Source organism: Paenibacillus sp. HB172176, from assembly GCF_011947265.1.
In the GTDB taxonomy this organism is placed as follows: domain Bacteria; phylum Bacillota; class Bacilli; order Paenibacillales; family Paenibacillaceae; genus Pristimantibacillus.
The window spans coordinates 113,301-129,043 of the sequence record NZ_JAATHD010000015.1; the positions used below are offsets into that span (position 1 = coordinate 113,301).

Sequence of the window (15,743 nt, forward strand, 5' to 3'; positions counted from 1 at the left end):
ATTCGCAATACAAGCTTGCTCCCCACTCCTCCGTTTGCTTAGAACAAATCGGACGAATAGGAAATTCGCCGCGGAATGGCCCTTTCCCATTTCCCGATTTCTTCGGCGTTCCCGCGCAAGCTCCCGAGCAGAGCTAGCTGCTCCGGGCGTTGACAGCCGATCATCATCGTCGAAAAGGTCTGAATATCGCAGCTGACCACGCTTTTTCGGTCATCCTCACAGCGAGCGGCGCTTCCGCTTCCATCGCTGTGTATGACGATATCCCATAAGCCTCGGTTCCATTCCGCATGCTCATCCTTCAAGCGAATTGTCAGCTTGGCAGGCGCTCTCTCGTGAGCAAAGCGGTACTGACCGATAAATGCGCCGACATCGACGATTCTGACCATACATTTAGGAGAAAGCTCTTGCTGAAGCTTTGGTTCGGACATTGTAAACAAAAACGGATCGTCGATCGGCGCATGAAAGCCAATGCGATTAACAATCGGAGAGTGATTGCCGACAAACTGCCATAATCCGCGTCTGGCGGATTCATCCAAGTATACGATCTCATGTATATTCATGAATGTAGCTTTGATATCGAACAGCAAATAACCCATTGGAGCGCCTTTCACATTATAGTAGACGGTAAAATATCCCGGCTTACGCTTGAACACCTGGCTTATCCACCAACGCTCGTCGCGAACAAGCATCCCGTTATAACGAAGGGCGTAAGCGTCATAGATTATTTTAGCCGTTCGCCAATCCGATGCTTTCATTCGCTTGACGCTTCCTCCTTCAGGCGACATATGCTTCGGAATTACCGACATATCGAACGTATACGTCTTTTCGACGGCAAAGTATTCCCATCCATATTTGCGATAGAACGCATATGAGAACGGATTTAACATGGAGACAGACTGCCCGTTTGTTTTCATTTTTTCTAAACTGCTTGCTAGCAGTTTTCCTGCCATTCCCTGCTTACGCAATTCCGGATAGGAAGCGACATGTGCTATTCCGCCCATTTCCAGCACGGCTCCCTGCAAATAAATGCGAAGCGGGAGAATCGCGAGCTGTGATGCAAGAGAACCGTCGACGAAAAAGCCCAAATACTCATTCGTATTCATTTGGTCTCTGCGCTCTTTCTCTTGCTCGTCCGAGAACTGAACCCCAAACGCAACCTGAGTCAGCTTAAGCGATTGTTCAATCTCTTGGGGTCGAATGGTTCTTATCATTGACGTCCCTCCCTTCAGAGCGATTCTTTTTTCGCTTCTTGTCCATACTTTAACGAATCGCTTCCGTCAAAGAAACGAGCAGAATTTGTTATCATTCATTTTATTTGCAGTACCCAAAATTGTAGTGAGCTTATTAAAATGTGACTATTGCTCGACGGCGGACAATCTACTAGAATAATAAAATAATTTAAATCGGGTTTTGCAACTAAAACCTTGACGGAAGTGAGTTGTTCGCATAGAGATGATCACAAAGCTGAAGAAGCTACCCAAGTTCGGCGCAAAGTCATATTCTTTGTTCTTCTGGCTACTACTAAGCTTTATGACCATCGTGATGCTCCTCGTTTCATTCACTTTGTATTCGGTTTTATTCTTCAGAGGTCATATTAAAAATGAGCTCATTACCTATAACAACGCAAACTTGAAAAACACGACAGAAAATTATGAAGCCACCTTTCAGCTCATCGAGAACTCTGTCCTGACCTTCTCTTTAAACGAAAAAGTTACGGAATTCAATAAACCTGAATTTAATTATGCATCCGGCAGCCAGTTGATGGACGAGCTCCAGATTTTCCTGGCCAACCAATCGCTCTTTCTTGAAAACATGATTGTCTACTACGAGAAAAGCGGCGTTACCTTGGAAAAATCGCGGGGTGCTGACGCGGACGTTATGTTCGGACGCTATTATGTCAGCCAAGACTATTCATACGATTTTTGGAAAGCGCAGTTTGACGCCCCCTATGTCACAAGGATATTGCCGAACTCTGTCTTCTCTGAGCTTGTCTATGCCGATAAATTAAGCAGCAGCCAAGTGCTGATTCCGATTGTGGTGAAAAACAATACCAATCCGTCGGTATACATTATAGCCTTTGCCGACGCGCATAAATTGTTCGCGACGTATCATCAATCCATCAACGACAACTTTTATATCTTGGACGAGACGCAACAGCTCTTTTTCGCAACAGGCGCAGAACAAAAGGACGCCTTCCCCGCATTTGAAGGAAATCTCGGATACGTCAAACAAGGAAAAAATTATTACTTCTATAAAAAAGGCGAATCGACAGGGCTAATCTATGTCAACGTCATCCCCGATGACAGCATCGCATCGCAAATGAAATGGAATTACACCTTTGTTGCTCTGTTCGTTTTTGCCGTCATCATTAGCATCCTTGCTTCTTTCCTGTTCAGCGTTCGGCTCAATCGTCCGGTCAAACGCCTCGTACACTCGATTCAACAGCTCACGAACGACTTCCCCTGGCAGAAGCATAGCGGAATCAAAGAATTTAATATCATACAGGAGAAGGTTCAGCATCTGCTCGACTCGAATTGGGATATTAACCAAACTCTCGAGGAGAAAAACTCCCTTCTTCGTCATTTGGCCTATATTAATGAGTTGAGGAACATTCGAAGCAACGGAAGCTACTTGAATGACTTAATTGATATTAATGAACCTTATCGCTTCGTTCTGTTCAAGCTAACCTTCAAACCGCGGCTGTTCGAAGAAATCGACGTCAACGAAGATCGAGCCACCTCTTATATCATGACTTATATTAATAAGGTCGTTTCAGAGCGATTTCAAGAGTCTCTTACTCTGCAAATCGAGAACGACCAATTGCTATCCGTCGTCTATTCCGAGCAGGGATCGCAAAGACTGCTCGAAACGCTGAATGAAATCAGACAAGTTCTCGATTTGGACCGGGAGTATTGCTTCTTGACGATCGCCTTAAGCAAGCGGCATGATCCTGAGGATGATTTCAAAATGTCCTTCGATCAAACCAAATCGCTTCTGCAGTACAGAAAATATAATGACAAAACGCAGATTTTATCAGCTACAGATGCGAAACCGACGAACTATTATTTGATGCCTGCGCAAGAGGAAGAAATAAATGTAAATTTGAACAACGGCAACGAGGCTCAGATTATCCAATTCGTCAAACGCGAGCTGGGAGTTCTGAAAAAAAAGGAAGCGTCGGAGAAGCAGGTGAAAGCTTTTATTAGCAATATTGTCGATCGTGTAAAACGGGCTTTTCTCTTCAATAAACTGGATGTGGACGTACTGAAAACCTTTCAAGACTGTCTGCAAAACAACCATACCTTTGAAGATTTGGAACAGCTGTTTGAAGAGTGGCTGCCTCAAATTGCAGATTTAATCAGGGGCAAAAAAGAGAAAGAAGATTATATTACGAGCTTCGTATTCGATCATTTGGAAAAACATTATGCCCATGATATAACCTTGGAGATGATGGCTGACAAATTAAACTTATCCCGAAGCTACCTCTCCACTTATTTCAAAGAAAAAACCGGAATCTATTTCGTGGATTACGTCAACATGTTCCGAGTCGATCGAGCGAAAGAGCTATTATCCGGCTCCGATGTGAAAATTCAGGATGCCGCCGCTAAGGTCGGTTATCAGAATATCAACTCGTTTAATCGAATGTTCAAGAAATTTACCGGCGTGACGCCGAGCGAATTCCGCAAAGTGGAGCGCCTGAAATGAGAAACCCTCGATTCTGTGCCTCTCGGAAATAAATAGTAAAGGTTTTTTGCAAAAAGAGCGGAAGCAGACATCATGGCTGCTTCCGTTCATATTTTGTATCAGTTACCTGCGGTTACTGTGCCTGAGGAAGTAATATCCACGTATAAAGTTCCGTTCGCGGAGGTCGTATAGCCAGAACCCGTCTGTACGGAAACACTAAGTTCTCCCGCCGATACTGCTGTGCTTACGGAATAGCTCGTGTTCGGCTCCAGGTCGGTGACGACTGCCCTCGTCTGCGCCGCGGGCACCGTGAAGGTAACCGTTCCTGATATTGCGGTATTCCAAGCCCCCGTACCGAACAGCACAGCATAGTTTTGCGAGGCGGTCGTTAAACGCGTGCCTGTTACGTTAGCCGAGCTGTTGCCTTTGGCCGAGGACAATGTATAGGCCAAGGCGGATTCCGATGCCGATGTCGAAGCTTCGAATACGGTGAGCCACTGCTGCGAGGTATTGCTATTATTCGGCTTCACTTGCACTTCATACATTTTGTTGCTGGAGTAGAGGTTGGTCAGCGTCGTCGTCAGACCGGCAGGGAGCAGCGCCGTCATCGTCCCTACCCATCCTTGCGTGGAGTTGCTGACATCATACCGGACCGTGCCCGCCTCTGCCGGCGTTACCGAGACCGGCGTTCTGAATAAATGCCATAAATCTCTCTGATTATGCACCGTATCGACGTTCGTTCTATCATACACTACGAATATGCTTGGACGTAAGTAGATGACATCCCTGGTCCATGACGATATGCTGCCCGGCGTATACATGTCCTCCAGATATTGGCCTCGGGACTGCACGTATCCTTGTTTGTCTTCATAACGGGTCATCCTTGTCCTTGGAACCGTATCTTCAAGTGGACCATAGGCTCTTTGCGAAGAGCCATTCATGAAGATGTTGAAAATATCTCTGGCTCCGCCATACACATTATTATACATGTCATCCTCTGTGAGGTAGGTGGTCCCTGGATAGCTGGTTGCCGCGACACCCGCCGTATTAATCAGGAAAGGCGTTCCGCCTTTGACGATCGCAAGGCTGCCCTGATCATAATATTCTTCCCCGGAATACGTGCTGTCGACATACGGCGCCGCCCGAAACGAACCCCAAACCGCGCTTGTTCCCCAATCCGATCGCATGGCAACCTCTCCCATTCCGTCTGTCTTATAGGATAATGGAAGGGTCGTGAAGCTCGTATCCGGCGCTGTCGGATCCCAGAACAGAAAGTCCTGCCATAAGCCGACGGAGCCTTGGATTCCTCTGACCGTACTTGCGAAGTTGTGAATAACGGGCGCGTTTGAATCTCCGAAGCTTCGGGAAATAGCCGCTTGTACGGCAAAAATCTCGGGATCTGTAGCAGACGGGAAGCTATTGGATGCATTGCTTCCCGATACATGCATCATCCCTCTGTCATCTATTTTCTTCCTGTCAGGCCATGAGAAATGCAGCAAGTACATGCCTTGATCCTTAGCAAACGTAAACGGATTCGTATGATTAATAAGATCGATGCCTTTTGCCGTTTTCGCCGCAAGAATGGGCAGATTCATGTTTTCAGACGCCAATGTACCGTATCCCATGCCTTCCGACCAACCTCCCCCTGACAGCCAATCGTTATAGTACGGTTGAATAAATCCGAAGTGAGTATTGTTTAGCCAGTCGCTATACAAATTCGGATTGGCGGTATTCTCGCCATCGGTAGCAATGGCGGCATACGCTTGGGCCGCATAGAAGCCTGCTGTATAGTTGCCATGCGCATAGGTCAACGCTCCTCCGCTCTGCGAGCCTGACGGGATGTAAGAGTCACCGTTGACAAATGCATCTAACCAATTATTCATAGCGTTCACAACTTGCGATTTCAAACCGGCCGACAGTGAATCGTTGAACCAGTCGTAGCCGATCGCATAAGCGACACCAAAGTTTCGAATGCCGTATCCGTCGTCACGCAGCGGTTCTTGCCAGTGCGCTCCGCTCGGTTGCGACATCTTATCCAGAATGTCCGCCCCTTTGGCAGCCCATTGCGCCACATTCCCGTCATTGATTAATTTCCCGATTTGATAAGCAAGTCCGAGCTGGATAAGAGCGTCCTTATATCCATCTCCCTGGTAGCCTTCGCCGATGCTTCCTCCATTCGGGTAATCGTTGCCGTCCGGATACTCAACCGTTCCTGTCAGATATTCATTGACTTGATTGCGTAAAGCAATCCATTTCGAGTCATTTGCCAAGGCCAGATTTTTCAATCGGGTTTGAGTAGCGGCATCCAGCCAAATTCTTGGATGTGCTCCAGACGTTGGCGTGGGTGTGGTTGTTGGCATCGGCGTCGCTGTTGGTGTCGCTGTCGGCGTTGGCGTTGGCGTTGGCGTCGCTGTCGGCGTTGGCGTTGGCGTTGGCGTCGCTGTTGGCGTTGGTGTTGGTGTCGGCGTCGCTCCTCCCGGACGAATAAATTTGATATCATCCACCCAAAACGTCTCGCTTGACGACCAGCCGTTGCCTGCATCGAAGCCGATTTTTGTGATGGAATTGCCCAGATTTGCCCTTATCGAGCTCAAATCCAGCGTAAACGTCTCAAAGCCTGCCGTATTATCCAGATACACGGTGTCTATTCGGTGAGCGGAATTGTCATGACCATTGAAATAAACGAATACATATCGATTGGTTTCCGTACAATCGCCCAAATCCATACTGATTTGCAGTTGATCTGTGCTCGCAAGATTCGTAATATCGATAGGGTTGGCGGAGTAATCCAACATCTCTATTTTCTCCCAAATATCCGCGAGTCCGGTATATTTGATCGCACTCGATCCGGCAACCCCTTCTCCGGCAACAACCGCCCCTATTCCCCCGTTGCCGCCTGTAAAACTGAAGTTCTGCGCGTCCGTGTATACATCGATTGGAAAACCGGAAGTGGCAGTCGTTGTCACAGTATGATTGTCGACCGTAAAACCGCTTCCCGAATCATGAATAATGCTCACATAGCCTAAGTTGCTTATTGCTGGCGCTCCCGTTCGGAAAGCATAGTCGGCAGCTATTTTTGTGCTGCCCACCCATACATCGTATTTTTGCGGCGATGACGATAAATGCGCAACCATCTTCACATGATAAGTCGTATTTGCCGTATAAGCGACGGCAGCGTCTTTCGCGTAGCTTCCTCCATTTCGCACATAGAAGTTGCCATCCGGATTCAATTGAATAAGCATGTTTAACTGTGAATAAGCGGTACTCGATGATGCGGCATAGCCGATTACGCCGTCAATACCGGTGCCGAGCGGCTTTACATCGAACTCTGCCGTTACCGTGCCGGTATTCGATGAACCTAGCGAAAAGCTTTGAAAACTCGATGTAGATGTCCAGACGGCGGCAAAACTGCTTTGGGGAAACCCCGACCATGTTGAAATCCACAGAGCTAATACGAGGATCATACTGAGAAATCGTTTTGTTTTTTTCATTAACAAGCTCACTCCCTAATCGGCATTTTTGATCAAAACACAAAACCTTACTCCATTGCGCAAGCTCAAAGTGGTTGATCATAGGTGCGAAACTTGTACCTTACTCCGTCACGAGTGTCCAAAGTCAGAGGCTCGCATGTTTCATAGGATCGAGAAAGCCATCAATCCTGATGTTGCCTGGTCGCAGAGCTTGCAGCAAGTCCTCCACATCGAAAGCCTGCGAAAGAACGGGAACAAAAATAACCGGCTTCCATCTGTGTGATTCCATAATCTGAAACGCGCGAAAGCTCACCGGTAAATGCTTCAAACAGACATCGTGAATTTCAGCAATAACAGCCGCATAAAGAGCGGTAAGCGCATGCTCCTCTTGACCATGCAGCAAAATTCTCACATGCTCGTAACCAGGCAACTGCCTCAGCCTGCTTATACCCATAAGCACGTCCATCACCCGCATACCCTGCAGCGTCATGCCCAGCATTCGGGCATTATAAGCGCTTGCCGTTTCCGGATCGAACAAGCCGAAGCTGCTTTGCGGATCAAGCGCCGCAGGTCCGGTGCCGCGAGGATGAATCGTCATGATCGCCTCGTATTCGCCTGCCTTGGCCGTTAACACGTTTTCCAGTTCGGTTTCCCCGACCGCGATCAGCACGCAGCCCGGCCGCTCCGTTAGCTGCCGCCACGCGCCCGTAATTCTCATCCTGCCTGCTTCATATTCGAATGCGAATGTTCCGTCCTCTTCAATGCAAAGCGAATTTTTCATCGCCCCCGCCGGTTCGCCAAAGTCTTGCGGCAGCTTTAACGCTTGCATCAACCGATCCCGCATAAAGCCATGCGGCAATTTCTTCTTCGATTGCTCGTGAGGCGCCCCCGCACGCTCCCGAATGAGATGATGAAGCGATTTGCGCTTGAACGAAGCGGCGACATCTCCGACCTCGCACTGCAAGTCTTCTGCATCGGGAAGCTGCTCGTAATCGATTTTTTTGTTTTCTATGAATGCCATGCTGAAGCTGCGGCAAAAAAAACGAAGAACGTTTTCCCGCATATCATGCCATAATCCATGACCCTTCAAGGAAACATAAAGCTCCAGACCAGATTCGAACCCAAGAAGCCTATACATCGCCTTCGCTTCGATAAATGCGTCGCGAACGCCGTCAATTGGAAAAAAATCAAACAAGGCCGCGCCAATGAAATAGGGCTTCGGTGCAGCAGCGGTAATGAAATCACTGTGATTCAGCCCTTGCCGCATAAATCCAGGCAAGCATTGCTCCGCATCCTGCGCCATAATTCGGTGCAGCAAGGAACGAAGCTCGGTAATGTAACAGCAAGGAGCAACCGCCTTGATCCGGTCATCATACGCCCCCATGTAGGCCGCCATCGTACCGCCGCCTGAATTGCCCGCAACCCCGACTCGCTCCGAATCGACCTCCGGCCTGCTTAGCAAATAGTCGAGCGCCTTAACATTATCACGCATCATGTAAGCTCCCAAATGCTCTCCCGTCAGGCTGAGCTTCTGATCAAGCAGGCAGTGAGCTTCAACGGGATTCATCCATGCAGCATCATCGTTGCCTTCCTTCCGCACTTTGCGTTCACCCTGCCCGACTACATCGAACGTCAGCACGCAAAAGCCGTTCAATACCGCCTCCACGCAGAAGGAGACATACGTCACGCTCGCTTTCCCTTCCGGTGCATGACCGCACAGAAACAAGAGGGCCGGCAGTGGCGTCTTTGCATCAGTCGGGTAATAGAAATTGGCTGTCGCGTAATAATCGGGCAACGTCTCAATATACAGCTTGTCTACTCGATAGCCCTCTCTCTCGAGCGTCTCCGTCACGAAAGCTCGCTTCGCATTCCCCTCCGGGAGCGGTCCGATGGATATTTGCATTTTCTTGCGAATGGTTTCCTGATAATGCTGCGCTTTCTCTCGATTGTCTATCAATCGGGTAACGTTTTTTCTCTTGACCAAAAAATCAGTATTAATAAAATCCAGATAGCGCATAAAATCGTTCCGGCGAAATTTCTCGATATCGGGATACGCGTCGATATAAGTTCTTTCACTTTGTTTGTCGGCTATCTCTTCCTCCAAAGACCATTTATCCATCATTTCCTCCTCTGAGATCAAAAAAGAGGGGAGCCTGCTCTCTCCCCTCTCGTGCGCGAGTTACTTCCACTCTCCGGCAATGCCGGCTTGCGTCAATTCACTATTAACCTCGTTAATCATATCCTGACCGCCCTTGCTCATAAACTCTTCCACCATCTTATCCCAATCGTCCAGTGATTCTTGTCCGACAATCATTCTCGTTTGATGATCGGTGACCGCTTTATTAAGCTCGGAGGATTTGGCATAATACAGTTCGGAATGAATACGATTGACCGGATCGAGATACGTTTTCGTTGATTTCATTAGATCCACCGCGGATTGCACGAAAGATTTCGTGAACGGGTCCTGCAGCACTTCCGCCGGCTGTGTATCTTCATCGGCAGGCGCCCAATAAGGAATGCTGAGGTATACTTTCGGCTGTTCGCTGGAAGCCCCCTCGATGTCGAGAGAAACTCCGTTCTCCACCGAATAACCGACGTCGACCCCGCCGTTCTGCCAATCGAATTCCGGATTTTGCGGATTCCGCTCATCAACCGGGATAAATGTCATAAAGTAATTAATAATTTGGAGAATACGATCAATTTTGTCCGGGTCGTTCTTCATGCTCGCATTCAAGCTGTACAATTGATAATAGCCTGGAAGTCCAATGAACCCTTGCTGGCCGTCATCTTGTTGGAAAGGCGGAATAACCGCCAGCTTTGCCTCAGGGGATGCTTCCTTCAATTGTTTGAACCGCGTTTCAGTTATATCATACGGCTGCTCGAACCAAATGCCGGTCTTTCCTGCGAAAAAGTCTTTTCTGGCATCGGAGGATTTCGTCAACGCCCAGTCTTTGCTAATCGCCCCCGCTTGGTACAAATCATGCAGCATGGTTACCTGTTGTTTGAAGCCATCGGAGATATTTCCCGGAATAAGCTGACCCTGCTCGTTTTTTGAATACCAGACATTATCGTAAGCCGCTCCCATTGGAGCACCGTATACGATATCTTTGGCCAGACCCAAGCCGAGCGTATCTTTTTGGCCGTTTTTGTCCGGATCGTCATTTGTGAATGCGATAGCTGCCTTTTCCAACTCTTCATAATTGGTCGGCATCTCCAAGCCGAGATTGTCCAGCCAATCTTGGCGGATGACCGGCTTTTTCCCGTATTTAGAGGGAAAAAATTCCGGAATGCCGTAAATTTTTCCGTCGATTGACACAGCATCCCATACATATTTCGGAATGCTTTTTAATGCGTCGTAGTTCTCGATATAATCGTTTAGCGGTAGGAATGCACCTTGCTTCGCCCATTTGACGAAATTGGCGTCAACGCTCTCCATGCCGACCATATCCGGTAAATCTCCTGCCGCCATTACAACCGGAAGCTTGTTGGCGTATTCGTCGTACGGGACGATTTGGGGCTTGAAATTGATGTTGAACTTGTCATTCATCATTTGGACGCCGTTGCCCTTCGGATCCGGAATGGGATCGGACCAACTGCCCGAAATCGAAGAAATAGTAATGGTTTTATCCATTCCGTCTAACGATTGACCCTCATCGGCTGTTTTCGTTGATGAAGGTGTGACTTCGGATGATTGGGAATTGTTGTTCGAACTGCAGCCGACTAGACCGGCCAACAAGCAAGCGGCGGAAAATAGAATAACGTTTTTTTTCATTTGCACGGTTTGCCCCTCCTTAGTGTCCATTCCTAAAGTATAACTGTCTTTCGCCCAAAACGCGTTCATCCTTTCACCGAACCCAGCATCACCCCCTTGGCGAAATGTTTTTGAAGAAACGGGTATACGATCAGTATGGGCAGCGTAGCCAATATAATGGCAGCCATACCGATCGTCTCCGGCGGCGGAAGATGTCCGGCTCTCGCCGCATCGCGGGCCGCAGAGGCAAGCGTATTCGAAGCATCGTCCAAAATGACAATTTGCCGGAGAATAACCTGCACGGTCCATTTGGTCGGATCATTCAAATACAAGATTGCCGTGAAATACGTATTCCATTGCCCTACGGCGTAGAATAAACCGAATGCGGCAAGAGCCGGTTTGGACAGCGGAAGGATAATTCGTGTATAAATCTGCAGTTCGTTGGCTCCATCGATGAGGGCCGCTTCGTTCAGCTCTTCGGGTATGCTCAAGAAAAACTGGCGCATAACAATTAGACTGAACGAGCTGATTGCGTCGGGAATAATTAAAGACCAATAATTATCAATCAAGCCTGCCGCTTTGACGATTAAATAAGTGGGAATCAGGCCCGCCCCGAAAATAAAAGTGAAAAGCACGAGAAACAAGTAAAACTTTTGCCCCCAAATTTTCCTTGTCAGCGAGAAGGCCATACTCGAGGTAAGCAAGAGGCTAACGAATGTGCCGACGACCGTAATGTACACCGTTACCCCAATCGCTCTAATAAATTCCTTCGATTGAAAAATAAATTGATACGCGTCCAACACCCATTTTTTAGGAAGAAGCAACAAATCGGTTCTGATGTACTCCTCGTAAGAAGTAAAGGAAATGACGATGATGTAATAGAACGGAAACAGCATGGTTAGCGATAAGAGAATTAGCAGCAGAATATTGATTCCATCACCAAGCCGTTCTGATACATTTTTACTTTTTGGCATATCCGACTTCCTCCCCTCTTTAAAATACGCCGTCTTCACCTAATTTTTTGGCAAGCCGATTCGCGCCCACGATGAGCACGAGTCCCACAACTCCTTTGAATAATCCAACCGCTGTGCCGAAGCTGAAATCGGATTCCTGAATGCCTTTAAAATAAACAAAGGTATCCAGCACGTTTCCGACCTTCATCGTAAACGGATTCAACATCAGGAAAATTTGCGTGAAACCGGAATCCAACACGCTTCCTAGACGCAGGATGAGCAATATGACAATTGTGCCGCGAATAGCCGGTAGCGTAATATGCCAAATTTGTCGCCAACGACTGGCTCCATCCATAATCGCCGCCTCATACAAGGTAGGGTTGACTCCGCTCAGCGCTGCGAGGAAAATGATCGTTCCCCAGCCGGCTTCTTTCCAAATCACTTCAAGGACGATTAGCGGCATAAACCATTCTGGCTGCTGCAGAAACTGAATGGCTTCCATACCAAAGAGAAAATGCAATAGATTATTGATGATTCCTTCGCTCTTGAGAAACATCGTTACGATTCCGATCGCCACCACCCAAGACATAAAATGCGGTAAATAAATGATCGATTGAATGACTTGCTTCGTTCGTTGATTTCTGACCTCATTAAGCATTAAAGAGAGAATAATGGGAATTGGAAAGGCAAAAGCAATCTGCAAAAAAGAAAGCCAGATCGTATTCCAGATAACTCGAATCACTTCAGGATCTTCAAAGATCCGCTGAAAATGCCTCATACCAACCCATTCACTGTGGAGGATGCCTTTGAACGGACTATAATCTTCAAAAGCAATTACATTGCCCAGCATCGGCACGTATCTGAACCAGATAAAAAAAGCCAAGCCGGGAAGAAGCAACAGAAACGCATATCTTTCCCTCCATAATCTGGCGGCTATCGACTTTTTGTACAATTGCTTGCGGACCAGGACATTTTTTTGAAAATCTATAGAGGTCTTGTCCAATCTTGTATCCTCCCCTTGTCGGTTATCGTGGTTTAACTGTACTGAATGGAGGTTGAAAAAGAAACGGGCGCTTTTTTCACTCTTTCCTTTTATTTGCGCTGTGAATACATATCGTGAAGAAATGAAAAAGCAGACCACTTGCCGTCTATTTAGTTAAATCATTGAGGCAAATAGTCTTTTTTTTCATAATCAAGCTATTTTCCGGTTTTTTTGTAATATCGTGAAGCTTCGTACATTCCTACAATTTCGTTTTGTCCCATCTCGAAGGATAATGAAATCAGTTGTTTGTTTAGAAAGGAGCTGACTTTTTTGTGATTCATTCCTTATGGGCCGTTAATGACGGTGAAAAAGTGTTGAAAGACGATCTGTCCAATGAGAACAAATCGAGCAATAGCGTATGGGACGGTGGAACGATTCGGTTGTTTGCGGCGAGAAACGAAACGGTAGCTTTTCAAGTTATCATAGAAGCTGGACAATCAGATATCGACGGACTGCGTGTCGAGGTATCCGAGCTCGTCCATGAGAGCCATTCTGACACTCGAATCGCTAACTCGGACAAGCTTTCGGAGGACCCGACCGATTATGTGGGTAGGCGAATCGAGGTATTCACTCAGCATTATTTGTACGTATCTCCCGAACTATCCACACCGCCGCAATGGTTCTATCATGCATCCGCTCCACCGCTGCATCGTTCCGGCTGGATCCCGGATGCCTTGATTCCGGCAAATGCCAACAGCCGATTGGGCGGCCAGCCGGTTCACGTTTCTGCGCGATCGAATCAGGGATTCTGGATTGATATCTACACTCCGAATGACGATTTATTGAAATCTGGCCTTTATTGCGGAAACGTAACGGTGCGGTGCAATGACGATGGAATGGTGCATAAGTTGCCTGTCGAGCTTCAGCTATACGATTTCGCGTTGCCCGATGAGAATCACTCCTTAACGTTTGTTTACGCTAACGAGGTATCCAATTATTTTCCAGACACGCCTGATATCAATGACAGGTTTCGAAGGATGGCCCATCGCCACCGCTTTGACATTGTCGGCTATGACGTTCACAACAAGCCCTTTGATCATGAACAGCTTGAGCGATACACACCTTATTTGGACGGCTCATTCTTCATGAAAGCAAATGGCTATGAAGGACCTGGAGAACAAGTCGGAGAAAGGGTGTTTCCAATCGGTATGTACGGCGCCCAGGTGCTTGGTGACGAAGCGGAAGCCATGCAAAGGGAAGCGGACAAGTGGGTTGATTACTTCGATAATCTAAACTGGCCGGGCTCATACTTCTGTTATCTCATTGACGAACCGCTGCCTGACAAATACGAATGGATCAACGAACAAGCCAAAATCGTACATGCCTCCGAAGGAGGGGGGAGAAAGCTGCCTCTATTTACGACTCGATGCTTCACACCGGAAATCAAAGAAGCCATCGACATATGGTGCGCGCACACAATTGATCCTCAATCCGTAGAGGAATGCGGAAAATCCGGGGACAAGCTGTGGTTCTACAACGGCTATCGGCCTTATCACGGCTCTATTATTCTTGAAGCGGAGGCCGTCGATATGCGCGTCAATTCGTGGCTGCGATTTCGTTACGGCATTGAAGGCTATTTCATTTGGCATAGCAATCATTGGCGTCATAACCATCAAGGTCCGCGCAGCAACTGGCATCAGAACGTATTCCACTATCCGGTCACCTTCATGTATGTAGCCAAAAACGAGGCAACCTACTACGGCGAGGATGGCGTGCATTGGGGAAATGGAGACGGCATCTTGTTCTATCCCGGCCGCGAGCCGTTCTTCCGGGAACAGGATCGAGGCATTAATGGCCCGATTAGTTCGATTCGGATGAAGAACTTGCGGCGCGGCATTCAAGATTACGAATATTTATGGCTGGCGGCACAGCGCGGGTTTCGAGCCGAAGCGGATGCGATCGCTCAGGAGGCCGTTCCGACCGGCATGCATGAAACGGTCGCAAACGAGCAAATTTCCTGGTCCCCGCGAGGAAGCGATTGGGATGTCTATCGCAGGAAAACGGCTGAGCTCATTGTTTCTGCAGAGAGATTAGCCGATACTGGCAGCGTTTGAACAGCTTATCTGTGATATTGCAATTCCATACGCACGCAAGACGAATAGAAGGCTGTCTCTATGACGAGACAGCCTTCTTCATATCCGCCAAGCCACCGCCGTTGCGAAGCAACCGCCGTTCACAGACGCTCCTCTACTTAATAGGAATCCGCCAAGCTCCTCAGCGTCAACGATTGCCGCAATTGCTCAAGAGAAGCTCCCGGGGAAACCTCCTCCTTCGACAGCTGAATGCGCTTCGTGTCTCCGCCGGAGAGGTGGAAGAAATTATCGCTGAAGCGCGCGTCCGCATCCGCGAAATCAAGCTCAATATACATGGAGAATGCGTCTGCGATTACATCGATCGCGTAATAATCGGCTTCCTCCGACATCACCGCCTTCAGGCCTGCGGGTTGAAGCGGGAAATGCTTCGGCTTCACGAATAAGACAGTGCCCTCGCTAACGGTATCCCCGCCGACCTTCAAGCTGAATTCCAGGTAGTGCTGCCCGAGCTTGCCACGTGTATCCAGGATAGAAGCAAAATCAAGCTCCGCAAACACGGCCGCCGACAATGAATCGACCTGAACGGCAAGCTTATCGTGCTGAACGACAGCAGAATTTTGATCTCGCAACTTCCATTCCAGCTCCCCGCTTACCATCTCCAACGTATCGTTCGTTACGCTTATCGCGACGCTCGTTCCTTCCTCTTCGGCCGAAATCAGCAGCGGCGCGTAGAAGCGCTTGGCGCTGTAATGAAGCGCCTTCCATCTGCCGTAATAGTCCAAGCTCGACCACGAAGCTACCGGCCAGCAA

General features: G+C 48.1%; 9 protein-coding genes. 2 read left to right on the top strand and 7 right to left on the bottom strand.

Annotated elements, in window-relative coordinates:
- Positions 1–38: 38 nt before the first annotated feature.
- Positions 39–1,211 (bottom strand): GNAT family N-acetyltransferase, encoded by a 1,173-nt coding sequence (locus HFP08_RS18710; protein ID WP_168122125.1) that lies wholly within the window; start codon positions 1,209–1,211, stop codon positions 39–41.
- Positions 1,212–1,530: 319 nt separating this feature from the next.
- On the opposite strand from HFP08_RS18710, the gene HFP08_RS18715 reads away from it, so the two are divergent.
- On the top strand, positions 1,531–3,705 hold the full coding sequence (locus tag HFP08_RS18715) for a helix-turn-helix domain-containing protein (protein WP_168122126.1): 2,175 nt from the start codon (positions 1,531–1,533) through the stop codon (positions 3,703–3,705).
- A gap of 98 nt (positions 3,706–3,803) precedes the next feature.
- On the opposite strand, the gene HFP08_RS29045 is transcribed toward HFP08_RS18715, so the two are convergent.
- The 5 genes from HFP08_RS29045 to HFP08_RS18740 form a co-directional block, all read right to left on the bottom strand.
- Positions 3,804–7,175 (bottom strand): hypothetical protein, encoded by a 3,372-nt coding sequence (locus HFP08_RS29045; protein ID WP_206109286.1) that lies wholly within the window; start codon positions 7,173–7,175, stop codon positions 3,804–3,806.
- A gap of 124 nt (positions 7,176–7,299) precedes the next feature.
- On the bottom strand, positions 7,300–9,276 hold the full coding sequence (locus HFP08_RS18725; RefSeq protein WP_206109287.1) for an alpha/beta hydrolase family protein: 1,977 nt from the start codon (positions 9,274–9,276) through the stop codon (positions 7,300–7,302).
- 57 nt (positions 9,277–9,333) lie between these two features.
- Positions 9,334–10,926 (bottom strand): extracellular solute-binding protein, encoded by a 1,593-nt coding sequence (locus HFP08_RS18730; RefSeq protein WP_240941578.1) that lies wholly within the window; start codon positions 10,924–10,926, stop codon positions 9,334–9,336.
- Positions 10,927–10,991: 65 nt separating this feature from the next.
- Positions 10,992–11,879, bottom strand: coding sequence for a carbohydrate ABC transporter permease (locus HFP08_RS18735; RefSeq protein ID WP_168122129.1), 888 nt, complete (start codon positions 11,877–11,879; stop codon positions 10,992–10,994).
- A gap of 19 nt (positions 11,880–11,898) precedes the next feature.
- Entirely contained in the window at positions 11,899–12,795 is an 897-nt protein-coding gene (locus HFP08_RS18740) for an ABC transporter permease (RefSeq protein ID WP_277345865.1), read from the bottom strand.
- Positions 12,796–13,172: 377 nt separating this feature from the next.
- On the opposite strand from HFP08_RS18740, the gene HFP08_RS18745 reads away from it, so the two are divergent.
- Entirely contained in the window at positions 13,173–14,954 is a 1,782-nt protein-coding gene (locus HFP08_RS18745) for a DUF4091 domain-containing protein (protein WP_168122130.1), read from the top strand.
- Positions 14,955–15,091: 137 nt separating this feature from the next.
- Here the strand turns inward: HFP08_RS18745 and HFP08_RS18750 are convergent.
- On the bottom strand, positions 15,092–15,743 hold a 652-nt coding region (locus tag HFP08_RS18750; RefSeq protein ID WP_346768747.1), incomplete at its 5' end, for a glycoside hydrolase family 2 protein.

Coding starts and splice junctions, on each gene's coding strand:
- HFP08_RS29045 (WP_206109286.1), bottom strand. CDS start 7,175: ATGAAAAAAACAAAACGATTTCTCAGTATGATCCTCGTATTAGCTCTG.
- HFP08_RS18730 (WP_240941578.1), bottom strand. CDS start 10,926: ATGAAAAAAAACGTTATTCTATTTTCCGCCGCTTGCTTGTTGGCCGGT.
- HFP08_RS18710 (WP_168122125.1), bottom strand. CDS start 1,211: ATGATAAGAACCATTCGACCCCAAGAGATTGAACAATCGCTTAAGCTG.
- HFP08_RS18735 (WP_168122129.1), bottom strand. CDS start 11,879: ATGCCAAAAAGTAAAAATGTATCAGAACGGCTTGGTGATGGAATCAAT.
- HFP08_RS18715 (WP_168122126.1), top strand. CDS start 1,531: ATGACCATCGTGATGCTCCTCGTTTCATTCACTTTGTATTCGGTTTTA.
- HFP08_RS18725 (WP_206109287.1), bottom strand. CDS start 9,276: ATGATGGATAAATGGTCTTTGGAGGAAGAGATAGCCGACAAACAAAGT.